The sequence below is a fragment of the Salinicola sp. JS01 genome (assembly GCF_030284585.1).
Classification (GTDB): Bacteria; Pseudomonadota; Gammaproteobacteria; order Pseudomonadales; family Halomonadaceae; genus Salinicola.
This window is the reverse complement of record NZ_CP127244.1, coordinates 399,056-423,883: the sequence shown is the minus strand read 5'-3', so window position 1 is coordinate 423,883 and position 24,828 is coordinate 399,056. Positions and strand designations below refer to the sequence as shown.

20 protein-coding genes are annotated in these 24,828 nt (G+C 67.0%); 6 read left to right on the top strand and 14 right to left on the bottom strand.

Going from position 1 to position 24,828, the window contains the following annotated elements; genetic code table 11:
- Positions 1-8 precede the first annotated feature (8 nt).
- The 7 genes from QO259_RS02115 to QO259_RS02085 form a co-directional block, all read right to left on the bottom strand.
- Positions 9-557, bottom strand: coding sequence for a DUF1850 domain-containing protein (locus QO259_RS02115; protein WP_285951627.1), 549 nt, complete (start codon positions 555-557; stop codon positions 9-11).
- 9 nt (positions 558-566) lie between these two features.
- A complete protein-coding gene (locus QO259_RS02110; protein ID WP_285951626.1) occupies positions 567-1,793 on the bottom strand; it encodes a TAXI family TRAP transporter solute-binding subunit in 1,227 nt (408 codons plus the stop codon).
- 206 nt (positions 1,794-1,999) lie between these two features.
- Positions 2,000-3,235 (bottom strand): cation:proton antiporter, encoded by a 1,236-nt coding sequence (locus QO259_RS02105; RefSeq protein ID WP_285951625.1) that lies wholly within the window; start codon positions 3,233-3,235, stop codon positions 2,000-2,002.
- 120 nt (positions 3,236-3,355) lie between these two features.
- Entirely contained in the window at positions 3,356-4,576 is a 1,221-nt protein-coding gene (gene metK / locus QO259_RS02100; RefSeq protein WP_285951624.1) for a methionine adenosyltransferase, read from the bottom strand.
- 211 nt (positions 4,577-4,787) lie between these two features.
- Entirely contained in the window at positions 4,788-5,606 is an 819-nt protein-coding gene (locus QO259_RS02095) for a class I fructose-bisphosphate aldolase (RefSeq protein ID WP_285951623.1), read from the bottom strand.
- On the bottom strand, positions 5,603-7,495 hold the full coding sequence (locus tag QO259_RS02090; RefSeq protein WP_285951622.1) for a glycerol-3-phosphate dehydrogenase/oxidase: 1,893 nt from the start codon (positions 7,493-7,495) through the stop codon (positions 5,603-5,605). The genes QO259_RS02095 and QO259_RS02090 overlap by 4 nt, the downstream gene beginning before the upstream one ends.
- The gene (locus QO259_RS02085; RefSeq protein WP_285951621.1) at positions 7,492-9,069 is read right to left on the bottom strand and encodes an FGGY-family carbohydrate kinase; all 1,578 of its coding nucleotides are present in this window, start codon (positions 9,067-9,069) and stop codon (positions 7,492-7,494) included. The genes QO259_RS02090 and QO259_RS02085 overlap by 4 nt, the downstream gene beginning before the upstream one ends.
- A 303-nt stretch (positions 9,070-9,372) precedes the next feature.
- Between QO259_RS02085 and QO259_RS02080 the strand changes: the two genes are divergently transcribed.
- Complete coding sequence (locus tag QO259_RS02080) at positions 9,373-10,503, top strand: zinc-binding dehydrogenase (RefSeq protein ID WP_207034089.1); 1,131 nt, start codon at positions 9,373-9,375, stop codon at positions 10,501-10,503.
- Complete coding sequence (locus QO259_RS02075) at positions 10,496-11,284, top strand: DeoR/GlpR family DNA-binding transcription regulator (RefSeq protein ID WP_285951620.1); 789 nt, start codon at positions 10,496-10,498, stop codon at positions 11,282-11,284. The genes QO259_RS02080 and QO259_RS02075 overlap by 8 nt, the downstream gene beginning before the upstream one ends.
- Before the next feature lie 179 nt (positions 11,285-11,463).
- Here QO259_RS02075 and QO259_RS02070 read toward each other — a convergent pair whose 3' ends face one another.
- From QO259_RS02070 to rpiB, 6 genes are all read right to left on the bottom strand, one after another.
- Positions 11,464-12,420, bottom strand: a complete 957-nt coding sequence (locus QO259_RS02070; protein ID WP_207034095.1) for a D-ribose ABC transporter substrate-binding protein — start codon at positions 12,418-12,420, stop codon at positions 11,464-11,466.
- 88 nt (positions 12,421-12,508) lie between these two features.
- Complete coding sequence (locus QO259_RS02065; protein ID WP_035472231.1) at positions 12,509-13,642, bottom strand: ABC transporter permease; 1,134 nt, start codon at positions 13,640-13,642, stop codon at positions 12,509-12,511.
- An 85-nt stretch (positions 13,643-13,727) separates the two neighbouring features.
- Complete coding sequence (locus QO259_RS02060; RefSeq protein WP_285951619.1) at positions 13,728-15,290, bottom strand: sugar ABC transporter ATP-binding protein; 1,563 nt, start codon at positions 15,288-15,290, stop codon at positions 13,728-13,730.
- Positions 15,287-15,937 (bottom strand): DUF2291 family protein, encoded by a 651-nt coding sequence (locus QO259_RS02055; RefSeq protein ID WP_285951618.1) that lies wholly within the window; start codon positions 15,935-15,937, stop codon positions 15,287-15,289. Before QO259_RS02055 ends, QO259_RS02060 begins: the two co-directional genes overlap by 4 nt.
- Before the next feature lie 66 nt (positions 15,938-16,003).
- Positions 16,004-17,116 (bottom strand): MDR/zinc-dependent alcohol dehydrogenase-like family protein, encoded by a 1,113-nt coding sequence (locus QO259_RS02050; protein ID WP_207034100.1) that lies wholly within the window; start codon positions 17,114-17,116, stop codon positions 16,004-16,006.
- Between the two features lie 478 nt (positions 17,117-17,594).
- Complete coding sequence (gene rpiB / locus QO259_RS02045; RefSeq protein ID WP_207034117.1) at positions 17,595-18,056, bottom strand: ribose 5-phosphate isomerase B; 462 nt, start codon at positions 18,054-18,056, stop codon at positions 17,595-17,597.
- A 378-nt stretch (positions 18,057-18,434) separates the two neighbouring features.
- On the opposite strand from rpiB, the gene QO259_RS02040 reads away from it, so the two are divergent.
- From QO259_RS02040 to tkt, 3 genes are read left to right on the top strand one after another with little or no spacing between them, the layout of a single operon-like run.
- Complete coding sequence (locus tag QO259_RS02040; protein WP_285951617.1) at positions 18,435-20,162, top strand: dihydroxyacetone kinase family protein; 1,728 nt, start codon at positions 18,435-18,437, stop codon at positions 20,160-20,162.
- A gap of 9 nt (positions 20,163-20,171) precedes the next feature.
- On the top strand, positions 20,172-20,942 hold the full coding sequence (locus QO259_RS02035) for a triose-phosphate isomerase family protein (protein ID WP_285951616.1): 771 nt from the start codon (positions 20,172-20,174) through the stop codon (positions 20,940-20,942).
- 47 nt (positions 20,943-20,989) lie between these two features.
- Entirely contained in the window at positions 20,990-22,990 is a 2,001-nt protein-coding gene (gene tkt / locus QO259_RS02030; RefSeq protein WP_285951615.1) for a transketolase, read from the top strand.
- A gap of 148 nt (positions 22,991-23,138) precedes the next feature.
- Here the strand turns inward: tkt and QO259_RS02025 are convergent, their stop codons facing one another.
- The gene (locus QO259_RS02025) at positions 23,139-24,029 is read right to left on the bottom strand and encodes a LysR family transcriptional regulator (protein ID WP_285951614.1); all 891 of its coding nucleotides are present in this window, start codon (positions 24,027-24,029) and stop codon (positions 23,139-23,141) included.
- 282 nt (positions 24,030-24,311) lie between these two features.
- Here QO259_RS02025 and QO259_RS02020 point away from each other — a divergent pair, with 282 nt between their 5' ends.
- On the top strand, positions 24,312-24,596 hold the full coding sequence (locus QO259_RS02020; RefSeq protein WP_207034131.1) for a DUF1127 domain-containing protein: 285 nt from the start codon (positions 24,312-24,314) through the stop codon (positions 24,594-24,596).
- The last annotated feature ends 232 nt before the right edge of the window (positions 24,597-24,828 follow it).

Sequence of the window (24,828 nt, the reverse complement as noted above, 5' to 3'; positions counted from 1 at the left end):
TCGATCCCCTAGGGCTGGTTGAGCCAGGGCAGCCACGGCCGCAGCAGCGCCGGGAGTACCTGCCACACAGGCGCTTTTACCACAGAAAAGGTCAGGATGGGGGGCGGATCATGACGGGACAGCGGGATCACGTGGCCGGCGAAGATCATCCGGTAGTGCTCCGCGACCGCCGCCTGGATCGCCAGCGGGTCGACCACCCGATCGATGCCGGTCATCACCACCCAGCCATCGGCGAGATGGGTCTCCTTGCCCGCATGGGCAGGCACGCCGGCACCAAAGGTCTTGAAGCGAGTGCCGGTGATCTCGATAGCGCCATCGGCAGTGATGCGGTACCACTCCTCCCAGTCTTCTTTCTCGACCGAGTGCATCCAGCGGATCTTGAAGGTGGTACCGGCCCAGCCCGGCAGCGCCAGACGCCACTCGGCGCCCTGCTTGACCGCCAGCCAGGGGAGCGGATACGCGACGGTGGCGATCCCGAGCAGGATCGCCACCGTCATCACTAGGCACCAGCACCAGCGCCGGCGGGTCATCCCCCGACCGCTGACGTCACGCCGCACGCGCTATCATCAGGACTGCGGTGCCTTGTCCTCGGCTTTGCCCTGGCCATCGTCGCTAGCCGAGGCTTCGCTGCCGGTGTTGTCGCTGCCCATGCCGTCGCTGGTCGACGCGTCGCTATCACTCTGCGACTTGGCGGCGTCACCGTTGTCGGCCAGGGTGGCGTAGTAGGCTTCGGCGCCCGGATGCAGCGGCACCACCAGGTTCTTGTTCATGCTGGCGGGGTCGAACTGCTTGAGCGCGCCGACGGAGACGTTGCCCGACTCGAGATAGTCGTGGAAGCGCTTGGTCAGATCCTCGGCGACATCGTTGCGCATGTCGCTGCCGACGATCATCACGTTGCGGATCGCCACGGTATCGACCGCACTGCCCAGGTCATAGCGCTCGGGAGCGCCGGCCGGAATCTCGTAGTTCTCGTAGTACGGGTACTTCTCCAGCAGCTTGCTGGCGACGTCGCCGCTCACCGGCACGAAGGTGATGTCGGTACTCTGCATCAGCCCGGTGATGCTGGAGTTGGGTACGCCGGAGGTGAAGAAGGCGGCATCGATGTTGCCGTTGCTCATGCCGGTGACGCTGTCGGCGTAACCGGTGTGGCTGACCTGGGCCAGATCGTCGTAGCTCAGACCGGCCGACTCGAGCACCTTGGACGCGCTTTGCTCGACCCCGGAGCCGACCTTGCCGACGCCGACACGCTTGCCCTTGAGATCGGCGATGCTGTGGATGCCGCTGTCCGCGGTCGCCACCACCTGCACCACGTTGGGGTACATGCCCGCCAGTGCCTTGATGTCGGCAGGGTTACCGTCGAACTGGTTCTGGCCCTTGATCGCATCGTAGGCGACGTCGCTCATGACGATCGCGATCTGGTTGAGGCCGTCGGTGATGTTGTTGATGTTCTGCACCGAAGCGCCGGTGGAGACCACCTGAACATTGCCGACCAGATCACTGGCTTCGAACACGCTCTTGAGCGCGCCACCGATCGGATAGTAGCTGCCGCCGGTACCGCCGGTACCGAAGATCAGGTTGACCGGCTGCGCCTGCGCCGCCGAGGCGGTGTCGCTGGAAGAGGACTGGCTGGTGCTGCCGTTCTCGCCCTGGGCGGGGGTCGACTCGCTCTGCTGAGAGGAAGACGATGTCTGGCTCTCGCTGCTCGCCTTGTCATCGGCATCATCGCCGCAGCCCGCCAGCAGCGCACCGGAAAGACCCAGTGCGGCAAACAGCATCCCTGTACGTAGCCTCATGGTATACCCCGTCTGTTGAGTGTGATCGCCTTGCGTCCGCGCGTGGTGCCGTCACTGGCCCACCCGCGGCGTTCCTCCATGACCCGCAGGCCATGATTCCTGTTCAGGCTCGGTGGCCCGGCCCTGCGCGACAGGCCCCAAGAGTAAGCAAGGCCCGCCCGCGATACCATGCCGGGCCCAGAGACTCCGACCAAAGTCTATATTCCCTACCGCTCCCCAGCCGCCAGTACCCGGCGCACCACCCGGCCGATGGTCAGCCCCTGGGAGACGATCGAGACCAGCACGATCAGATAGGTGACGTTGAGCACCACGTCGCGCGCTTCACTGGGCGGCAGCGACAGCGCCAGCGCCACCGAGATGCCGCCGCGCAGCCCGCCCCAGGCGAGCACCGGAATCGAGCCGCGCCGGAAATGGGTGTGCGCCAACGTCACCGGCACCGCTACCACCAACCAGCGTACCGCCAGCAGCAGCAGGATCAACGGCACCGCGACCCACAGGTAGTCGACCCGGAACGGCAGCGCCAGCAGCTCGAGCCCGATGATCACGAACAGCAGCGCGTTGAGAATCTCGTCGATCAGCTCCCAGAAATCGTTGAGATGCTGGCGCGTCTGCGGCGACATCGCATGGGTCCAGGCGTGGTTGCCCACCACCAGCCCGGCGACCACCATGGCGATGGGGCCGGAGACGTGCAGATGCGTGGCCAGGGTATAGCCCCCCAGCACCATCGCCAGCGACAGCAGCACCTCGACCTGATACTGGTCGACCCGCTTCATCAGCGCGTGCACGCCATAGCCGAGCAGCAGGCCGAACAGCGCGCCGCCGCCGGCCTCCTCGGCGAACAGCCAGATCGCGTGCCAGCCGAACAGCGACTCACCGCTCTCGGCCGCCGCCAGCAACAGCGTGAACAGCACCACCGCGACGCCATCGTTGAACAGCGACTCGCCGACGATGCGCACCTCCATGTCCGCCGGCGCGCCGGCTCCGCGCATGATCCCCAGCACCGCCACCGGATCGGTGGGCGAGATCAGCGCGCCGAACACCAGACACCAGGGCAGCGCCACCGGCGCCCCCAGGGCGGCCAGCAGCCAGTGCGAGGCAAAGCCGATCAGCAGCGTGCTGGCAAGCACCCCCAGGGTCGCCAGCACGCCGATCGAGATCCAGTAGTCGCGCAGCTTGGCGACATCGACGTGGAGCGCGCCGGCGAAGAGTAGAAACGACAGCATGCCGTTCATCAGCAGGCTGTCGAAGTCGAGCGCCTCGACCCAGCCCCGCGCCAACGCCGCGGGGGCCTCCCAGCCCAGCGCTGCCAGGCCCTGCATGGCCAGCGACAGCAGTAGCGCGCTCAGCATCACGCCGATGGTGGCCGGCAGCCGGATGTAGCGTTCGTTGAACCAGGCGAGCCCGGCGGTCACGGTCAGAATGATCGCGGCGAGTTCGAGCACGAGGGTCTCCTAGTCATACGTAAATAGCCATGCGTGAAAAATGATAGCCGCGACGTAAACGGGCCCGCCGAAGCGGGCCCGTGGCTGCGTCACAGGTAGAGAGTGTCAAACGCCCGAGGCTCAGAGCCCGGCGGCGGCGCGCAGCGCCTCGGCGCGGTCGGTCTTCTCCCACGGGAAGGCGGTGAAGGTCTCGGTCTGGCGCTCACCGTTGACGTCGGTCCAGGTATAGCTGGTCTCGAACGGCTCGCGCCCGAAGTGGCCATAGGCCGCGGTGAGGCGATACATCGGGTGCAGCAGGTCGAGCATGCGGGTGATCGCATAGGGGCGTAGATCGAAGTGCTCGCGCACCAGCTCGATGATCTTGGCCTCGGCGATCTTGCCGGTGCCGAAGGTGTTGATCGACACCGAGGTCGGCTCGGCCACGCCGATGGCGTAGGAGACCTGGATCTCGCACTTGTCGGCGAGCCCCGCGGCGACCACGTTCTTGGCCACATAGCGCCCGGCATAGGCGGCGCTGCGGTCGACCTTGGAGGGGTCCTTGCCGGAGAAGGCACCGCCACCGTGACGCGCCATGCCGCCATAGGTATCGACGATGATCTTGCGCCCGGTCAGGCCGCAGTCGCCCACCGGGCCACCGATTACGAACTTGCCGGTGGGGTTGATGTGAAAGCGGGTGCCGGCGTGGATCCAGGCTTCCGGGAGCACGTCGCGGATGATCAGCTCCTCCACCGCCTTGCGCAGCTCCTCCTGGGAGATCTCCGGGTCGTGCTGGGTCGAGAGCACCACCGCCTCGACACCGTTGGGCTTACCGTCATCACCATAGGTGAAGGTGATCTGGCTCTTGGCGTCCGGGCGCAGCCAGCCCAGGGTGCCGTTCTTGCGCAGCTCGGCCTGACGCTCCACCAGTCGGTGCGAGTAGTGAATCGGCGCCGGCATGTAGGAGTCGGTCTCGTTGGTGGCGTAGCCGAACATCAGCCCCTGGTCGCCGGCGCCCTGGTCCTCCGGCTTGCTGCGGTCGACGCCCTGGGCGATGTCCACGCTCTGCTTGCCGATCAGGTTGATCACGCCGCAGGTCTCGCCGTCGAAGCCGACATCCGAGGAGGTGTAACCGATATCCAGAATCACCCGCCGCACCAGCTCTTCCAGGTCGACCCAGGCGGTGGTGGAGATCTCGCCGGCGACGATCGCCACGCCGGTCTTGACCAGCGTCTCGCACGCCACGCGCGCCTGCTTGTCACGGGCAATGATGGCATCGAGCACCGCGTCCGAGATCTGATCGGCGATCTTGTCGGGGTGGCCTTCGGAGACGGATTCGGAAGTAAATAGAGAGTATTCGCTCATGGCGTACAGTGATCCCTTCGTTCTCGGGTTGCGGCTCGTGGGCAAGGCCGCCTGACAACACAGCGGCGCCGTCGCTCGAATGAACGGATGGAAACGACGCACGGCATCCCCGCCCCGGCGCGCCGGGAGAGGGATCGAATGTTTGCACACAGAATAGCGACGCCCCGGGGATAAGCCAAGCGCGCGCCGCGGGGCGGCCATGACGCCGGCGCTACGCGCCGCCATCACGGTCGTGGCCGGCGCCGTGCACCCGGGCCACCAGCGCGCGGATGCCGCGCTCCGGGTCATCGCGCTGCCAGGCGTTACGCCCGAAGATCACTCCGCGGGCACCACCCTCTAGCGCCTGGTCAGTGAAGCGCGCCAGCGCCGCGTCGTCGCCCATCGCCGCCCCGCCCAGGATCAGCACGGGTACCGGGCAGCTCGCCGCGAGCAGGCGCATGTCGGCGATCTCGCCGGTGAACTGCGCCTTGACCAGATCCGCCCCCAGCTCGGCGGCGATCCGCGCCACCCGGGCGATCCGCTGGGGGTCGAGACGGCCACCCTCGCGCTCGCCCCACACCACCGCCTCGACGATCAGCGGCAGTCCCAGCGCCTCGCAGCGGCGCGCGGTCTGCGCTACCCGGGCCAGATTGTCGGCCTCCCGCGCCGGGTCGGCGTAGCCCGAGATCAGGCACATCACCACCGCATCGGCGCCCAGCGCCTGGGCCTCTTCGGGGGTCGCAAGCAGGCGCTGATGCTCCTCGCCGGCAAGGGTGAAGTCGCCCACGCAGGGGTAGTCGATGCGCACCACCGCCGCCGGCGCCTCGCGACAGGCGAACAGCGCCGCATTCTGCTTGAGCAGACCCGGCGACAGCAGCACCGCATCGGGGCCGGCCGCCGTGATCGCCGCACACACGCCGTGCGCATCCCGGGCGTGATCCACCGGCCCCGCCAGCAGGGTGCGATCGAAGGCGACCATGCAGCTGCGCCCGCTGGCGCGGCGGAACAGGCGGCCACAGCGGAGCTGGGCCGCGCTCGGCGTTGCGTTCATCGCGCTTCTCCTCTTTCCGACTCCGCCCCCGTTTCCACCTCCGACCCCGTCTGCGATACGCAAGCCGCAGACTCGGCGGCATCAGGCGAACCCAGATTCACGCCGTGGTGCTCCCAAGCGATGGCGTGGACCCGAGCGATCTCGGCCTCCCGCGCTGCCGCCGACCAGCCCAGCGCCGCGCCGCAGCGTGTCGCCACCTCCGCCACCACCGCGGCCGTCAACCGCGCCGACAGCGCGATGGGCAAGCGCCGGAACAGCACGTCGCCGAGCCGTTCGACACGCTCGAAGCGGCATACGAAGTCGATCTCTCCCGCCCGATAGTCGGGCAGCGAGGCCAGCGGCTCCTGACCCTCGGCGATGGCCTCACAGTGCGCCGCCACCGCTTCGCCACGGCTGCCGTAGCGCTCGAGCAACGTGATCGCGCGGCGCCGGTCGCCGCCGCAGGCCGCCGCCACCCGGCCCAGCCACAGATCGCGGGCGGCCTCGTCCTGGGGATAGCCGTGGCCACCACCGATCGCCAGCTGCTCGGTGCTCAGGTCGCGCCGGCGTCCTAACCGTGCCAGCACGTCGTCGGCCACCTCGGCGGCAAAGCCGCGGAAGGTGGTCCACTTGCCGCCCACCAGCGAGAGCAGCGGCACCTCGCCGAGGCGATCCTCGCGCACGGCGTGATCGCGGCTGATCTGGCCGGGGTCGTCGGCATCGCTGCGCGGCAGCGGGCGGACACCGCTATAGCGGTAGCGCACCCGCTCGGGGCCGATATCCAGATCCGGAAACAGATAGCGCACCGCCTCCAGCATGTAGTCGCGCTCGTCGTCGTCGCATACCGCCTGGTCGGGGTCGTCGCAGCGGATATCGGTCGCCCCCACCAGCACATGCTGCATGAACGGATAGATCAGGCAGATCCGCCCGTCGGGGGTGCCGAAATAGATCATGCGGCCATCGAGCTGACGCCGGATCTCGGGCACATCGACGATCAGATGGCCGCCCTTGGTGCCACCGATATACGCCGTCTCCTGCCCCAGCAGCCGGTTGATCTCATCGATCCAGGCGCCGCCGGCGTTGATCACGATGCGCGGGCGCACCTCGAAGGCCTCACCCGCGGCATCGCTGAAGCGCAGGGTGGCACTCTCGGTACCGCCCTGCCCCGCCAGCCCCGACTGCTGGCCGGCCACGGGCTCGACGTTCTCGGAACTCAGGTTCACGGAGTCCAGGGTCGCGGAGTCCAGGGTCACGGAATCCAAGGCCACATAGTTGAGCGCCAGCGCCCCGCGGTGGGCGCGGCAGCCGTCGTCGATCAGCTCGAAGCCGAGCCGCTCGGCCTGGGTGATCGCCGCGTCGTAGTAGGTGTGCAGCGCCTTGACGTCGCGGCGTACGTCAGGCAACGACTCGCGCATCCGCCGCCCGAAGAGCACCGAGTGGCGCGGCATGCTGCGAAAGTGACGGCCGAAGAAATCATAGAGGGTGAGCCCCACCTCGCTGATCAGCACGCCGCGGTCGTCGATCTTGGCCGGGCGGCGCAGAAAGCGCTTGAGCGAGGGCCAGATACCGCCGAACCAGCTGTGGGTCGGCATCGCCGTGCGCAGCGGGTGGACCACATGGGGGGCATTGCGCAGCAGCAGGTTGCGCTCGCGGGTCGACTGCGCCACCAGCCGGAACTCACCGGTCTCCAGATACTTGAGCCCGCCGTGGATCAGCCGCGACGGCGCGGCGCTGGCGCCGGCGCAGAAGTCCTGCTTGTCGACGATCAGCACGTCGATACCCTGCAGCGCCAGGTCGCGGAACAGCCCGGCGCCGTTGATGCCGGCGCCGATGATCAGCACCTCGACGTTGGGATCGTTCGCCAGGCGCTCCCGCGTGGCCTGGCGCGTATCAGCGTGATGGGGTGTCATGGGTGCTCTCCCGGGGTGAGCGCAGAGGTAGCGGAAAGGGGGGCCGCGCCGTCCGGCGCGTCGGCACGCGTCGCGGCCTGGCTATCGAGCATGCCCCACAGCGGGCGCAGACACTCGACCAGACGCTGATAGCGCTCGAAACGCACCTGGCATGCCTGCTGGCGCTGCGGGTCGGGACGGTAGCACTGCTGCGGCTCGCACAGCGCCGCCGCCGCGGCGATCGAGGGGAATACCCCGGCGCCGACACCGGCACAGATTGCCGCGCCCCAGGCGGCGGCCTCCTGGGTCCGCGCGGTCTCGATCTCGCGACCCAGGATGTCCGCGAACAGCTGCGCCAGACGCGGCGAATGGCTGCCGCCGCCGGTGATCCGCGTGCGTCGGATGGCAAAGCGCGAGGCCAGCGCATCCACGTGGACGCGATGGTTGCAGACCACGCCTTCGAGGATCGCGCGCAGCACATGGCCGCGCTGGTGCCAGCCCTGCAGCCCGAACAGCCCGGCGCTGGCCGGCTCCGCATACGGGGAGCCGTACAGAAAAGGGTGATAGACCAGCCGCGAGTCGCTGGCGAAGGCCTCTTCCAGGGCCTCCTCCATATCGGCCAGAAACGCTGCCGTGCCGCCATCGCCGGGGCGCCCCCACTGTCGATGGAACCACTCGAGATTGCTCGAAGACGCCGGCGAGATCGCCATGTTGAGCCACTGCCCCGGCCGCAGACCGTTGCGCGTGGCCCAGCGCGCGTCGGGACGCGGCACGTCGGAGAACACCTCGTTGATACTGAAGGTGCCGGCGGCGATGGTCAGGCTGTCGCTGTCGACGTTGCCCAGCCCCAGCGCGCTGGCGGTGACATCGTGCAGCCCGGCGGCCACCGGGGTGCCGGCGATAAGCCCGGTCTCGCGTGCCGCCGCCGCAGTGACCCGGCCGACGATCTCCTCCGGCATGCGAATCGGCGGCAGCGCCTCGGTGACCGGCTCGATGCCGAGCAGCGCCAGCCCCTCGCGGCTGTAGCGCTGGGTGTGCACGTCGGTATAGCCGCTGCTCGCCTCGGTGAAATCGGTGGCGATCTCGCCGCACAGCTTGAACCGCAGCCAGTCCTTGCAGGTCAGCACGTGGCCGAGGGCGGCGAAACGCTCGGACTGCTCGGCGCGCATCCACGCCAGCAGCGCCACCGGCGAGAACGCGAACGGCACCTGGCCGAGACACGCCAGCGCCTGCTCGTGCACGCCTGCGTGGCACCAGCGCTCGACCACCCCGGCGGCGCGACTGTCGAGCGAGGTGATACCCTTGCCCAGCGCCTCGCCGTGGCGGTCGACGGGGTAGAGCCCATCGCCGTGGGCGGTCACGCCGACAGCGAGAATCTCGCTGGCGCTCACCCCGGCCTGCGCCAGCGCGTCACGAATGGCCTCGGCCGCGCCGGCCCAGACCGTCTCCATGTCGCGCTCGACCCAGTGCGCCTGGGGATGTTCCAGCGGTGAGGATTGCCGCCCCACGCCCACCACATCACCGGCAAGATCGAAGATCACCGCCTTGGTCGCGCTCGACCCGCCGTCGAGTCCCATCAGATAGCCTTGCGCCACGTCTGCCTCCTGCCCCGTAGAGACGCGTTGAGCACCGGCCGACGATCGACCGACTTCGGCATTTCTAACATCGAACTGTGAAGATAACGCCTTAGACAATGGTGTTAACGCCCGGAGGAAATAAAAATAATTTATTATTTTTCAAATACTTGAAAAAACCCTCACTCCCCTTCTTCGAGGATAGACCAAAGTCATGGCATCCAAAATCACGCCAGAATGTTATGAATGGACGTAGATTTTCAGGGTCGACTTCAAGGAACGACCTCCAGGGCCCCTGCCCGTTCACTCATTCGGGAGAGCCGCATGCCAAGCCCCGCCTCCAGCACTGACGCCCGTCGCGCCGCCCCGCTGCCCGATACCATGCACGCCGTGGTCTGCCACGGCCCGGGGGACTACCGACTCGAGCAGGTGGCCACGCCGCGCCCGGGGCCACGGGAGCTGATCCTCAAGATTCATGCCTGCGGCATCTGCGGCAGCGATCTCAAGTGCCGCGACGGCGCCGCCATGTACTGGGGCGACGGCGAGCGCTTCGACGCTTTCGTCAAGCCGCCGATGATTGTCGGCCACGAATTCGCCGGCGAGATCGTGGCCCTCGGCGAGGGCGCGGCGGAACACTTCGGCGGCGTGACGCTAGGCCAGCGCGTGGTGCCGGAGCAGATCATTCCCTGCCGCCAGTGCTTCTATTGCCAGCGCGGTCACTACTGGATGTGCGAGGTGCACCATATCTTCGGCTTCCAGGGCGGCGTCGCCGATGGCGGCATGGCCGAGTACCTGCGCGTACCCGAGCATGCCGTATTGCACCCGGTCGACCCACGGCTGTCGGTGGAGGATGCCGCCTTTCTGGAACCCCTTGCCTGCGGCATCCATGCGGTGAACCGCGCCGAGATCCAGTTCGACGATACCGTGGTGATCGCCGGCGGCGGCCCGATCGGCCTGGCCATGGTCCAGCTCGCCCGGCTCAAGACGCCCAAGCGGCTGATCCTGGTCGACACCCACGACGACCGCCTCGAGCTGGCTCGGGAGTACGGCGCCGAACATCTCTTCAACCCGCATCGCGATGACATCGCCGGCGAGGTGCGTGCCCTCACCAACGGCTACGGCTGCGACGTCTATATCGACGCCACCGGCTCGCCCAGCGGCGTGATCCAGGGGCTGGAGGCGCTGCGCAAGCTGGGCCGCTTCGTCGAGTTCAGCGTGTTCAAGGAGCCGACCCAGGTCGACTGGTCGACCATCGGCGACCGCAAGGAGCTCGACATTCGCGGCTCGCACCTCTCGCCCCACACCTATCCGGTGGCGATCGACCTGCTCGCCCGCGGCCTGGTGACCACCCGCGGCATCGTCACCCATCGCGTGCCGCTCAGTGATTTCGAGCGCGGTTTCGAGATCGCCGCCCGGCGCGATTCGATCAAGGTGGTGCTGACCCAGGATGCCTGACACCCCCAAACGCCAGCGGGACGCCACCGCGCGCCGCCAGGCACTGCTCGACTATGTGATCCAGACCGGCGCCGCACAGGTCGACGAGCTGGCCACCCGCTTCGGCGTCAGCCGCATGACGGTGCACCGCGATCTCGATGCCCTCGCTGCCCAGGGCATGGTCAACAAGCAGCACGGCGGCGTCACTACCCGCGCCTCGAGCGTGTTCGAGAGCAACTTCGCCCTGCGCACCCAGCTCGCCGCCGGCGAGAAGCGCGCCCTGGCCCGCGCCGCGCTGCAGGAGATCGCCGCCGGCGAGGCGCTGATCCTTGACGACTCCACCACCTGCGCCGCGCTCGCCGCGCTGCTGCCGGAGCGCGCACCGCTGACCGTGATCACCAACGGTCTGTCGAGCATCGAGCAGCTCAAGGCGACCAGTGACATCCGCCTGATCACCCTGGGCGGCGACTACCAGCCGCGCTTCAACGCCACCTTCGGCCTGCTCTGCGAGCAGACACTGGCCAACCTACGCGCCAATGTGGCGGTACTCTCGGCGTCGGCGATCCTCGGCACCACCGCCTATGTGCAGGACCCGGCGGTGACCCAGATCAAACGCGCCCAGATGGCCGCCGCCGAGCGCCGCATACTGCTGGTGCACAGCGCCAAGTTCGGCCACAGCGCGCTGCACCGGCTGGCCGATCTCAGCGAATTCGACCTGGTGCTGATCGACGCAGGTCTGGCAGCGCCACAGCGCGAGGCGCTGGACGAGGCGGGTATCCGCTATCGCCTGATTCGACGCTAGCCCTCCCCCAGCCTATCGGGTCGCAATCAGACATCCATTCCCCAGCCAGCCTTTCACGCGCCAACGCCAACGAACTCGCCGCGGGGGGATACCCGCGGCGAGAAGAGGTCACGACCGGCGGCCGGGCCGCCGGATAGTTACTGCTTGATGGTTACTGCTTGATGGTTACTGCTTGATAGTTACTGCTTGAGCACGAAGGGCGAGACGTACTTGTCGACGTTGTCCGGGGTGATCAGGATGCAGTCGAACAGGTGCTTTTCCCCTTTCAGGCCAGTGCTGCCGGTCTGGATGTACTTGTCGGCCATCTGCACCGCGGCCCGGGAGAAGATCGCCACCGGCTGCAGCACGGTATAGGCCAGCTCGCCGGACTTGATCGCATCCACCGCGTCGGGGGAGCCGTCGAAACCACCGACCACGACGTCCTTCAGCTTGCCCGCCTCCTTGAGCGCGGCGATCGCGCCGAGGGCCATCTCGTCGTTGCCGCTGATCACCCCCTGGATGTCGGGGTGCGCCTGCAGCAGGCTCTGCATCTTGTTGTAGCCCTGGGTGCGGTCCCAGTTGGCGACGTCTTCACCCACCTTCTGCAGGTCCGGATACTGGCTCAGCACGGTGCGGTAGCCGTTGGAGCGAGTCGCGGCGTTGTTGTCCGAGGGGGCACCCTTGAGCTCGACGTACTTGGCCGAATCGCCCACCGCCTGGACCCACTGCTGGGCACCCACTGCCGCTCCCTGGGCGTTGTTGGAGACCAGCTGCGCCTTGGCCAGACCCTGCTGGTTGATCTCGGCGTTGACCAGGAATACCGGGATGCCGGCGTCGACCGCCTTGCGCACCGCGCCCACCGAGCCATCGGCATTGGCCGGGTCGAGAATGATCGCCTTGGCCTTGTTGGTGATCGCGGTGTCGATCTGGCGGCTCTCGGTGTTGGTATCGCCCTTGTGGGCGCTGACGTTGGCCGAGTAGCCGAGCTCCTCGGCGGTCTGCTGAGCGATCTTGCCCTCGGTCAGCCAGTAGGGGTTGGAGGGGTCGTTGACGATGATCGAGATCAGCCCCTTGTCCTGCGCCAGTGCGCTACCGGCGAGCAGCGGCGCACTCAGGGCGAGGGCTGCGATCAGCAGGCGTTTTCCTGTCTTGAGCATGATGGTCACCCTTCTTTTGCGGTTGTCTGTCGTTGTACGAGTCGTTGTCTGAGTCAGTGGCGTCGAGGGGTGCGGCTTGGGCACCACCTCAATGCTGGGTTGCCGGCTTGGCGGCTGGGCTTTTCCCGTCGCCCGGGGCCTGCCCCGAAGACGCAGCGGGAGAAGAGGGCGTCGCGGACGTCTGCGCGGCTGTCTTGCGCCGTCCGCCGTACTGAATGCTGTTGAGCAGCACCGCCAGCACGATCACCGCGCCGGTGAACACGGTCTGCCAGTAGGAGGAGACCCCGATGATGACCAGGCCGTCGGACAGAAAGCCGATGACGAAGGCCCCCAGCAGCGTGCCGCGCACGCCGCCGCGACCACCGGTCAGCGCCGCACCGCCGATCACCACCCCGGCGATCGCGGTCAGCTCGTAGGTGGTGCCCGCGGTGGGGCCAGCGGAGGTGAGCTGCGATGACAGCACCAGCCCGGCGATCGCCGCACAGATACCCGAGAGCACATAGACCGAGACCTGGACGCGCTTGACCGGCACCCCGGAGAGCTCCGCGGCGCGGGCGTTGCCGCCGGTGGAGTAGACCCAGCGTCCGAACGGCGTGCGCGCCAGCGCCAGCAGGGTGACCACCGCCACGATCGCCAGCACCCAGACCCCCACCGGCACGCCGAACAGGCGATTGAAACCGAGCCAGTCGAAGCCGGTGTTGCCGAGTGCCGGATCGCCGCCGAGGTTGTTATAGGTCAGGCCGTCGGTCATCAGCAGGGCGACCCCGCGGGCGACGTAGAGCAGCCCCAGGGTGGCGACGAACGCCGGCACCTTGAAGTAGGCGATCAGCACGCCGTTGATGGCGCCGATGAAGGCCCCCACCGCACAGGTCAGAATCACCACCACCCACACCGGCGGATACAGCGTGACGCCGAACGCATCCAGCGTCACACCCTGCATCAGAAAGCCCGCGACCACGCCGCACAGGCCCAGGGTCGACCCCACCGAGAGGTCGATACCGCCGGTCAGGATCACCAGCAGCATGCCGATGGAGAGCAGCCCGAAGATCGCCACGTGGGACGACATGGTCAGGAAATTGCCGGTCGAGAAGTAGACCGGCGACAGCAGCGAGAAGATCACGATGATCGCGATCAGGGCGAAGAAGGCGCGCCCTTCGAGCAGCATGCGCCCCAGATCGAAGCCTCCGCCCTGACGCCGCGCTGTGTGACTGTGATTGGACATAAACGACTCCTTCATGAAATCCACAACGTCTGTCGGCGCGACCCGGCGCGTAACGCGCTCAGGCGGCCCTCGAGCGATCATCCGTTCAGGCGACCACCGACTCCCCGGAGGCGGCCATGATCTGCTCCTTGGAAACATCGGCGCCAAACTCGGCGGCGATGCGTCCCCGGCTCATCACCACGATGCGGTGGGCGATACTCAGGCACTCGCCGACTTCGGAAGTGGAGAAGATCACCGCCAGCCCCTGCCGGGCCGCGCCCTCGGCCAGCAGCTTGAACACCTCGGCCTTGGCCCCGATGTCGATGCCGCGGCTGGGCTCGTCGAGCAGCACCACCCTCGGGTGGGTCGCCAGCATCTTGCCGATCACCACCTTCTGCTGGTTGCCGCCGGAGAGCGAACCGATGTCGGCGCGCGGCCCATCGGTCTTGATGTGCACGCTGGCAATCGACTCGTCGATGACCCCGCGCTCGCGGCTGCCGGAGGTCAGAAGCCCCTTGGTGAACGCCTTGATGCTCGCCAGCGACAGGTTCTCGCCCACCGACATGGTCTGCACCAGGCCGTCGCGCTGGCGATCCTCGGGGACCAGCACCAGGCCGTTGTCGATGCGCTCGGCGATGCTCAGGCGGGAGACGTCGACGCCCTCCAGCAGCACTCGTCCGCCGCTCAGTGGCACGCGCCCGGCGATGCACTCCAGAAGCTCGGTGCGCCCCGCGCCCATCAGCCCGTAGATGCAGACGATCTCGCCGGCGCGCACCGTGAGAGACAGGCGGTCGACCACCGAGCGCTCGGGCACGTTGACGTCGGCCACGCTGACCTCCTCGATCGCCAGCGCCACCTCGCCGATGGTATGTCCGGTGGGCGGCGAGCCAAGGTCGAAGTTGTCGCCCACCATGTTGCGCACGATCCACTCAAGATCGATGTCGGCACGCTTGGCGTAGGCGGTCATCACCCCGTCGCGCAGCACCACGGCGTGATCGGTGATGGTCAGCGCCTCTTCCAGATGGTGGGAGATATAGACGATCGACACGCCGCGACTCTTGAGATCGCGAATGACCCGGAATAGCACCTCGACCTCGGAGGCCGACAGCGCCGAGGTCGGCTCATCCATGATCAGAATGCGCGAGTTGACCGACAGCGCGCGGGCGATCTCGACGATCTGCTGCTGGCCGAGACGCAGATCCTCCACCGGCGTGAGTGGATCGATCGGCTCGTCCAGCGCCTCCATCAGCGCCCGCGTCTGGCGCGCCTCCTCGGCGAAGTCGATCCCCGTCGGGCCCTTGATCTCGCGGCCCATGAAGATGTTGTCGCGCACGCTCAGATTGGGCGCCAGGCTCAGCTCCTGGTGGATGATCGAGATGCCCAGCCGGGTGGCATCGGTGGTCGAGGCGAAGCGCACCGGTTCACCGTCGAGCACGATCTCGCCGGAGGTCGGCTGGATCACCCCGGAAAGCACCTTCATCAGGGTCGACTTGCCCGCCCCGTTCTCGCCGAACAGGGTGGTCACCTGGCCGCGGAAGACATCGAAATTGACCGTCTTCAGCGCCTGCACGCTGCCGAAGGACTTGGCCACGTTGCGGGCCGAAAGCACCACTTCGTCGTCGCGCCGGGCGTCGCCGGTGGCAGCCGCGGTGCTGTCTAGGTGACTCATTCGACGTCCATCCTCACCGGCGTCACCAGCCAGTTCTTGGGGTTGATCAGCTTGAACACGCCGGTCACCGTCACCGTCTTGCCACTCAGGTCGGCGGTGTCGATGTCCGCCAGCACGGCGGCCTTCATGGCATCGTTGATCGAGGAGCCGGCGTTCTGGTACTCGATCTGGTTGGTGAACTCGCCGAAGCTGATCTCGCCGGTGGCATCGCGCAGGTCGGTGCCGTTGATCGCCGGGCCGGTCTGCACGCGAATGGTGATCGCCGCCGGCACACCCTCGACCGCCACCGTATAGATGCCCGAGCGCGCCTCGCCCACCACGCCGGTGAAGGTCACCGGCACCACCGGGCCGAAGCTGTCGCCGACGCCGTACTTCTGCCCGGCGGCGCTAGCATCCGCGAGCACCGCGGTGGCCAGCTCAGCGGCCGGCACCGCGCGCTGCTCCACGCTCTTCTGGATCGCCGGGAAATGCTCGCTGCCGTAGGTGGCGGCGGAGAAGCCGCCGGCCAGCTCCGCCTCGTGGCCGATCTCCACCACCGTGGTATCCCACGCCATGGCGGCGATGACCGCCACCACCACGGCCCCCAGGATCACCCGTCGGCGTGTCTTGCCGGGCCTGCGCGGCCGGGCTGCAACGGTTGCACTCATGACCAGAGCCCTCCTGTCAGGCGCTGTGCGCCGCCGCCCGCCGAGCCGGTGGGCGACGGTTCAGGTTCAAGGGATCAGCACGATCTTCAGCGACTTGGCCCCGCTCTTCATCAGCTCGAAGCCCTCTTCGTACTTCTCCAGCGGCAGCTTGTGAGTGACCACGCCTTCGGTGGGGAAGTCACCGTTGCGGATGCCCTCGATCACCAGCGGATAGCAGTAAGGGCCCAGGTGGGAGCCGAGCACATCGAGCTCCTTGCGGTCGGAGATGATGCTCCAGTCGACGCTGACGGGGTCCTTGAACACGCTGAACTCGACGAAGCGCCCCAGCTTGCGGATCATCGATAGCCCCTGCTCCACCGACTTGGGATGCCCGGTCGCCTCGATGTAGACGTCGCAGCCGTAGCCGCCGGTCATCTCCTTGATGATCGAGACCACGTCGTCGCGCTTGGGGTTGAGGGTGAGATCGGCACCGAAGCGCTTGGCCAGCTCCAGACGCTCGTCGAACAGATCGAGCACGATCAACTTCTCGGCGCCGGCCTTCTTGGCCGCCCCGACCATGCCCAACCCCAGGGTGCCGGCACCCGAGAGCACCACCACGTCGCCCAGCTCGATTCGGGCGCGCTGCACCGCATGCAGCGAGCAGGCGTAGGGCTCGATGAGGATCGCCTTCTCCAGCGGCAGCTCCTCGGGCACGTGGTAGTTGATCGCCTCCTTGGTGAACTTCATGTACTCGGCCATGCCGCCGTTGACATTGTTCTGGAAGCCGTAGAGGTCGTGCTTCTCGCACATCCAGTACTGGCCGCGGTTGCAGAAGCGGCAGTTCCAGCACGGCACGATCTGCTCCGAGATCACCCGATCGCCGGGCTGGTAGCCCTCGACCTGGGCACCGACCTTGACCACCCGGCCAATGAACTCGTGGCCCGGGATCATCGGCGCCTTGATGTAGGCGGGCTGGGTCTCGTCGCCCCAGAAGCTGGGCGCCCCGTCGTAGGACTTGATGTCACCGGCACAGATACCGCACCCCTCGACCTTGACCAGAATTTCCTTGTCATCAATCTCGGGGACCGGCACCTCTTCATAGCGATAGTCGCCGGGGGCGTAGGCCACCACGGCTTTCATGGTCTTGGGAATCTCGCTGGCAGTCGCCTGCTGCGGGGAGGTGGTGGTGGATTCGGACATGATCGCCTCCGGGGCTTAAACACATGATCAATATTTGGTCATATGTTTTTAGCGCAATCGACGAAACCACATCAACGCGGAAGACCACCACAGCGCCTAAGACTTTAGGCAAACAAAAAATAAGCTCATGTTATTCATAGATTTAAAATGCACTTACCGAATCGCACGAGACTAAAGTTGAAGCATGCAGCTCAGGGGCTTTCGCCAACCTGAACCGCCCTTTTTGCCTGATCAGAGCGACACCACATAGATCATATGTTCACGCTGACTCTCAAATACTCGCTTCACCAGAAAGCAGAAGCGCCCGGACCGCATACGCCAGACACGCAACCAGAGTACATCGCACCCACCCGCCCCCCCACACACAACGAGAGCGCCCACAACGACAGCGCCCACAACGACAGCGCCCGCGACTCAGGAAGAGTCGCGGGCGCTGAATCATCGCGGGCACAGAGGCAAGGTGGCGCTGATCAGTGCCTCAGCGCCGCTCGCGCTCGTAGGCATCGATGCGGTCGATCTTGGGCTGCGAGCGTCCACCCGGCTCGTACTCGCTGGAGAGAAAGGTCGTGGCTATCACCTTGGCCAGCTCGACCCCGATCACCCGCGCCCCCATTGTCACGATCTGGGCATCGTTGCTCTTGCGCGCGCGCTCGGCCGAGTAGGTGTCGTGGGCCTGGGCCGCGCGAATGCCCGCCACCTTGTTGGCCGAGATCGCCACGCCGATGCCGGTGCCACACATCAGCACGCCGCGATCGAAACGCCCCTCGGCGATTGCCTGGGCGATCTCGAAGGCGACATCCGGGTAGAGGATCGGCTTACCGTCGTGGGTGCCGAAATCCTCGACCTCGTGGCCGAGCCCACGCACGTGATCGATCATCGCCTGTTTCATCTCATAGGCGGCTTCGTCACAGCCCACCGCCACTCGCCACTGCTCTGCCATCGCTCACCTCCGGTTGCCGTCTCTGACGTCGGTTGTCGACGGCGACATCATAGACCGATCATGCTCATATGAACAAATAGACTTCATATGATCGAATCTATCCGACAAAAACGCACCTAGCACGTCGGCCAGGCGAGTGAAATCAGCCCACCAGGCGCTACGTAGGCGCCACGAGAGGCTGTGTGGAATCGCGCGAGATGGCGCAAAATCACCACCAAAGTCGCATATCCGCTGCCCCTGTCGCCGCTATGATGAGGCTGACATTGCGCGCAAAACCATATGCGCAGCCAAAGAACAAAATATCACCCTTGGTTCCGCGGTCATTCCGGCCCGGCCAGCCGCACCGTTATCCACTTATCCAACCCGGGAGCGTCGGTCATGACACGCCTCTACAACGATCCAGTGAACTTCGTCGACGAAGCCACCGCGGGCTTCGTCGCCGCGCATGCGCAGCGGGTCTGTCAGGTACCTGGCGGGGTCATCCGCAGCACTCGTAGCGAGCCGGGCACCGTCGCCGTGGTCATTGGCGGCGGCTCCGGGCACTACCCGGCGTTCGCCGGCCTGGTGGGCCAGGGCCTGGCACACGGTGCGGTGATGGGCAATCTGTTCGCCTCGCCCTCGGCGCAGCAGGTCTACAACGTGTGCAAGGCGGCCAACAACGGCGGTGGCGTGCTGCTGAGCTTCGGCAACTATGCCGGCGACGTGCTGCACTTCGGTCAGGCCCGCGAGCGGCTGATCCGTGAGGGCATCCCCTGCGAGATCGTCGCGGTGATCGACGACATCTCCAGTGCCGATCGCGAGGAGTTGCACAAACGCCGCGGCATCGCCGGCGACCTGACCGTGTTCAAGGTGGCCGCTGCGGCGGCCGAGGCGGGCTACTCGCTGGAAGAGGTGGTGCGCATCTCGCGCAGCGCCAATCTGCGCACCCGCTCCATGGGCGTGGCGTTCGATGGCTGTACGCTGCCTGGCGCCGACGACGCGCTGTTCCACGTGCCTGCGGGCAAGATGGCGGTGGGCCTGGGCATCCACGGCGAACCGGGCATCAGCGAGCAGGACGTGCCCAGCGCGGACGCCCTGGCGGAGCTGCTGGTCTCGCACCTGTTAGAGGAGGTGCCCGACGGTGTCGAATCGGTGCGCGGCGCCCGTGCTGCGGTACTACTCAATGGGCTCGGTTCGATCAAGTACGAAGAGCTGTTCGTGGTCTATCGCCGGGTCCACGCTCTGCTGGGGGAAGCCGGCATCGAGATCGTCGAGCCCGAGGTCGGCGAACTGGTCACCAGTCTCGACATGGCCGGCGCCTCGCTGACCCTGTTCTGGCTCGACGACGAGCTCGAACGGCTGTGGCGGGCGCCCGCCGATACTCCGGCCTATCGCAAGGGCAGCCTCAACCCGGCGCCGCCGATCGACACCGCGGCGCTCGACATCCCCGATGCCGATGAGATCCCCGCCGCCAGCCAGGCCTCCCAGGACGCGGCGCGCTGCGTCGCACAGGCGCTGCGCGCCACCCGCGAAGTGATCAATGCCAACGTCGACAAGCTGGGCAAGCTGGACGCCATCGCCGGCGACGGCGACCACGGCATCGGCATGCAGCGTGGCGCGGTGGCCGCCGCCGAGGCGGCGGAACAGGCGCTGGCCCGCGGTGCCGGGGCAGGCACCCTGCTGCGGCTGGCCGCCGAGGCGTGGTCGGACCGCGCCGGCGGTACCTCCGGCGCGATCTGGGGCGTCATGCTCAATGCCCTGAGCCTGACCCTGGGCGACGAGGCGGCACCGCAGGCCGAGCACTACGCCCGCGGGGTGGCCAAGGCCAAGCAGGACGTGATGGAATTCGGTAAGGCCCAGCTCGGTGACAAGACGCTGGTCGATGCGCTGGTGCCGTTCAGCGACGCCTTGAACCAGCGCATCGCCGCCGGTGACGATCTGGCCAGCGCCTGGGGCGCTGCCACCCAGGCCGCCCACACCGCCGCCGAGGAGACCCAGGCGTTGAAGCCCCGGCTCGGCCGCGCCCGGCCGCTGGCGGAGAAGAGCGTGGGTACGCCCGACCCGGGCGCCATTTCCCTGGCGATGATCCTCGATGCCGTACATCGGGTCATCGCCACCGCCAACTGAGAACACAGCATGAGCGCACCGACGATCACCCTGGGCATCAGCTTCAAGATGTACTTCGGCTACGCCCAGACCCTCGCCTGGTGCCGACAAGTCGCGGACTGCCTGCCGCGCTACCCGGCCGTCGCCGACGGTCGGGTAGCACTGTTCGTGCTGCCCAGCTTCCCGGCCATCGCCCCGGTACTGGAGATCTTCGCCGACACCCCGGTCAGCGTCGGCGGGCAAAACCTGTATCCAGCGCCAAACGGTGCTTATACTGGCGAAGTGAGCGGGGCCATGCTGGCCGAGATGGGCTGTCGCCATGTCGAGATCGGCCACGCCGAGCGCCAGCGCCTGTTCGGTGAGGATGCCGCGAGCATCGCTGCCAAGATGCAGGTGGCGCTCGACCACGCGCTGACGCCGGTCCTGTGCGTCGGCGAGGCCGAACGCGGCGCGCCGCAGGCCGCGGTCGAGGCGTGCAGAGCGCAGATCATGCAGGCGCTCCACCTGGCCACGCCGGCACAGCGCCAGCAGCCGCTGGTGATCGCCTATGAGCCACACTGGGCAATCGGTGCCGCCGAACCGGCGCCGCTTTCGCATATTGCAGCGGTGTGCCAGGGTCTGCGCGAGCAGCTCGCCACCCATCCGGCGGCCAGCGTGATCTACGGCGGCAGCGCCGGCCCGGAGCTGCTGACGCGGCTCGCCGGGCGGGTCGATGGCCTCTTTCTGGGGCGCTTCGCCCACGACCCGGCCGCCTTCGAGGCCGTCGTCGGCGAAGCCTGCTCGCTGGTGGCAGCCCGCTGAATTCATCGCGCCACCATCCATTTACGATCTAGGGGATTCGATAGCCAATGCCATCTCGCCGTCAGCTAGCCAACGCCATCCGCGCGCTCTCCATGGACGCCGTGCAGCAGGCCAATTCCGGCCACCCCGGCATGCCGATGGGCATGGCCGACATCGCCGAAGTGCTGTGGAACGACCACCTGAAGCACAACCCCGCCAATCCCGACTGGGCCGACCGTGACCGCTTCATCCTCTCCAACGGCCACGGCTCCATGCTCCACTATTCTCTGCTTCACCTGACCGGCTACGACCTGCCGCTGGAAGAGCTCAAGAACTTCCGCCAGCTCGGCTCGAAGACGCCGGGCCACCCGGAGCACGGCCTCACCCCCGGCATCGAGACCACCACCGGGCCGCTGGGTCAGGGTCTGGCCAACGGTATCGGCATGGCGATCGCCGAGCGCACCCTGGCAGCGCAGTTCAACCGCGACGGCCATGAGATCGTCAATCACCGGGTGTGGGTGTTCGCCGGCGACGGCTGTCTGATGGAGGGCATCAGCCACGAAGCGTGCTCGCTGGCGGGCACGCTGGGCCTGGGCAATCTCACCGTGTTCTATGACGACAACGGCATCTCCATCGATGGCGAGGTCAAAGGCTGGTTCACCGACGACACCGCCCAGCGCTTCGAGGCCTACGACTGGCACGTGGTGCGTGACGTCGACGGCCACGACGCCGAGCAGATCAACCGCGCCATCGAAGAGGCCAAGTCGGTCAGCGACAAGCCGACCCTGATCATCTGCAAGACCGTGATCGGCTTCGGCTCGCCCAACAAGGCGGGCAAGGAAGAGAGCCACGGCGCCGCGCTGGGCGAGGACGAAGTCGCACTGGCACGCAAGGAGCTGGGCTGGGAGTCGCCGGCGTTCGAGATCCCGGAAGAGTACTACCAGGCGTGGGATGCGCGTGAACGCGGCGCCAAGCTGGAAGCCGACTACGACGCCAAGCTGGCCGCCTACGAGCAGGCGCACCCGGCACTCGCCAAGGAGCTCAAGCGGCGCTACAGCGGTGCGCTGCCCGAGGGCTTCGACGGCGATGCGCTGGTCAAGCGAGCCCAGGAGAAATCCGAGAAGCTCGCCTCGCGCAAGGCCTCGCTCGGCGTGCTCAACGAGCTCGGCCCGGACCTGCCGGAGCTGTTCGGCGGCAGTGCCGACCTCGCCCCGTCCAACCTGACGCTGTGGAAAGGCGCCAAGGCGATCAGCAAGGACGACTTCGACGGCGGCTACCTGCACTACGGCGTACGCGAGTTCGGCATGGGCGCGATCGCCAACGGCATCGCCACCCACGGCGGCTTCATCCCCTACGACGCCACCTTCCTGGTGTTCATGGAGTACATGCACAACGCCGTGCGCATGTCGGCGCTGTCGCACACTCGAATCATCCACGTCTTCACCCATGACTCCATCGGGGTCGGCGAGGATGGCCCTACCCACCAGCCGATCGAGCAGCTCGCCGATCTGCGCAACCTGCCGGGCCTGGCCACCTGGCGCCCGTGCGACGCCACCGAGACGGCGGCGGCCTGGGTCGAGGGGCTCAAGCGCGAAAAAGGCCCCACTGCGCTGATCTTCTCGCGTCAGGACCTACCGGCGCAGTCGCGTGACGACGCGCAGCTCAAGCAGATTCGCCGCGGCGGCTACGTGCTCAAGGAGGCCGAAGGCGGCCAGCCGGAGCTGATCCTGATCGCCACCGGCTCCGAAGTCGGCCTGGCGATGGACGCCGCCGCCGAACTCGAAGGCAAGGGCAAGCGCGTGCGCGTGGTGTCGATGCCCTGCACCACCGAGTTCGACGCCCAGGACGCCGCCTACCGTGAGTCGGTACTGCCGAGCGACGTGCGCAAGCGTCTGGCGATCGAGGCTGCCATCCCCTCCACCTGGTACAAGTACGTGGGCCTCGACGGCGACGTCATGGGCATGACCACCTACGGCGAATCCGGCAAGGGCGGGGATCTGTTCAAGCACTTCGGCTTCAGTGTCGATAACGTCGTCGCCCGCGCCGAGAAGCTGCTCGCCAACGCCTGAGCCCTCTGGCTCTCCCGTGCGGGGCGTCACCTCGCGCAAAGCGGGAAACGCCAGCGCAAACGCCCGGCCAAGGCCGGGCGTTTGCGTGTGTGGAAGGCCGAGATGAAAGCGGCATCAAGGCAGAGTTCGTCATAACCGGCAGGGATGATCAACCCTCATCGAAGGCCGCCACCACCTGCTGCGCCAGCACCTCGTCAACGTCGCCACCGTTGACGCGACGCACCAGCGCCACTTGATACTCGCCTAGCGGCGGCAGGTCGCGCTCGCCGATTCGCTGCAGCGGCGGGCGCACCAGACTGCGCGGAAACGGCAACACCGCCAGGTCCGCGACCGCGGCGGCCTGCTGTCCGGCGCATAGATCGCAGGAGTAGGCCACGCGATAGTCGATCCCGGCGCGGTCGAGCGCACTCAGCGCCATCGCCCGCCACGGGCAACCCTGCTGCGCCAGCGCCAGCGGCAACGGCGAGCGCTGCACGGCGAGCCCCCCTTCGCGCCCCGCCCATACCAACGCTTCGCGGTGAACGATCTCGCCCCGCGCCTCGGTGCCGGGATTGCCGGCCACGACCAGCACGATATCGAGGTCGCCCGCATCGAGGCGCCCCAGCAGCTCGACACTACGCGCAACCGACACCTCCACCTGCACGGCGGGGAACTCGCGCGCAAAGCGCGGCAGCACTCGGGAAAGGGTTCTTTCGAGCACATCATCGGTAACGCCGAGGCACACCCGCCCCTCGAGACCGGGCGACAGAAACTGGGTCACCGCCTCGGCGTTGAGCTTCAGCAGACGCCGCCCGTAGCCGAGCAGCAGCTCGCCCTCTGCGGTCAATCCGACATGCCGTGCCTCGCGCACGAATAGCGTCTGCCCCAGCGTCTCCTCCAGACGTTTGATCTGCATGCTGAGGGCGGAAGGCGTGCGGAACAGCTGTCTGGCGGCGCGGGTGAAGCTTCCGCTCTCAGCGATGGTCACGAAGCTGCGTATCACTTCACTGTCGAGCAGGGGGAGCTTGTCCGGTAGCGCCGGAGCAGTGACCGCTTTCATCGCCGCGCACCTTTCAGAAAAAATGAAATCACAATGTAATTCTTTTCGATTTCCTGATCAAACCCTACCCGCCATACTGCGTTTCGAGGTCGCGACCCTCTCATCACATGCCGCCACCAACGGCGCCACAAGCCCGTCGGAAAGAGACCAAGACGAGCGCCCGCGGGTGCTCGCCGGGAGGAGTAGCGCGATGCAACCGCATGACTCGAGAAGTGCACGTCAGGCCATAGACGCCGCCAACCGTTTATCACCCCCTATCAAGCCGGCCCCCCCAAGATCTATATGCCGGCGATGCCGCCGCTGGGGTGGATCCACGCCCTGGAGATGCAGTGGTGGCACTATCGCCGGCGCCGACTGTTCCAGCGCCACGTGCTGCCCATCGCGGCCTGCGACGATACCCTGCTGGCCGATCTCGGCTATCGTCGCGAGCAGATCTTGTGGGCCGCAGGGCTACCACTAAAGCGCGATGCGCTCAGCGAACTGGAACGTTTGCGCGCCGCCTCGCCAAGCAACGAATCCCAGCGCCGAGCCCAGCGCGCCAACGCTCGCGCTTGCTGCGCGGATTAGCGCTCGCCAACGACTGATCCTTAAGGCCCACCCCGCCCTGGGGTGGGCCTCTCCCAGCGGGCGGCCGCCATGCGACCGCCCGCTCGTCTTGCTTTCCCGCTTCGCTTTCGATCATTCTAAAACCGCTGTCGTCTCTGCCGATAAGCACATTGCCCTTAGCATCGGCACCGACACCTATACCAACAACAACACTCAACGTGGCAACCCTGGCCCCCTGCCAGATGCCACCCTA

Coding starts and splice junctions, on each gene's coding strand:
- QO259_RS02110 (WP_285951626.1), bottom strand. CDS start 1,793: ATGAGGCTACGTACAGGGATGCTGTTTGCCGCACTGGGTCTTTCCGGT.
- metK (WP_285951624.1), bottom strand. CDS start 4,576: ATGAGCGAATACTCTCTATTTACTTCCGAATCCGTCTCCGAAGGCCAC.
- QO259_RS02095 (WP_285951623.1), bottom strand. CDS start 5,606: ATGAACGCAACGCCGAGCGCGGCCCAGCTCCGCTGTGGCCGCCTGTTC.
- QO259_RS02090 (WP_285951622.1), bottom strand. CDS start 7,495: ATGACACCCCATCACGCTGATACGCGCCAGGCCACGCGGGAGCGCCTG.
- QO259_RS02080 (WP_207034089.1), top strand. CDS start 9,373: ATGCCAAGCCCCGCCTCCAGCACTGACGCCCGTCGCGCCGCCCCGCTG.
- QO259_RS02075 (WP_285951620.1), top strand. CDS start 10,496: ATGCCTGACACCCCCAAACGCCAGCGGGACGCCACCGCGCGCCGCCAG.
- QO259_RS02070 (WP_207034095.1), bottom strand. CDS start 12,420: ATGCTCAAGACAGGAAAACGCCTGCTGATCGCAGCCCTCGCCCTGAGT.
- QO259_RS02065 (WP_035472231.1), bottom strand. CDS start 13,642: ATGTCCAATCACAGTCACACAGCGCGGCGTCAGGGCGGAGGCTTCGAT.
- QO259_RS02060 (WP_285951619.1), bottom strand. CDS start 15,290: ATGAGTCACCTAGACAGCACCGCGGCTGCCACCGGCGACGCCCGGCGC.
- QO259_RS02055 (WP_285951618.1), bottom strand. CDS start 15,937: ATGAGTGCAACCGTTGCAGCCCGGCCGCGCAGGCCCGGCAAGACACGC.
- QO259_RS02050 (WP_207034100.1), bottom strand. CDS start 17,116: ATGTCCGAATCCACCACCACCTCCCCGCAGCAGGCGACTGCCAGCGAG.
- rpiB (WP_207034117.1), bottom strand. CDS start 18,056: ATGGCAGAGCAGTGGCGAGTGGCGGTGGGCTGTGACGAAGCCGCCTAT.
- QO259_RS02040 (WP_285951617.1), top strand. CDS start 18,435: ATGACACGCCTCTACAACGATCCAGTGAACTTCGTCGACGAAGCCACC.
- QO259_RS02035 (WP_285951616.1), top strand. CDS start 20,172: ATGAGCGCACCGACGATCACCCTGGGCATCAGCTTCAAGATGTACTTC.
- tkt (WP_285951615.1), top strand. CDS start 20,990: ATGCCATCTCGCCGTCAGCTAGCCAACGCCATCCGCGCGCTCTCCATG.
- QO259_RS02025 (WP_285951614.1), bottom strand. CDS start 24,029: ATGAAAGCGGTCACTGCTCCGGCGCTACCGGACAAGCTCCCCCTGCTC.
- QO259_RS02020 (WP_207034131.1), top strand. CDS start 24,312: ATGCCGGCGATGCCGCCGCTGGGGTGGATCCACGCCCTGGAGATGCAG.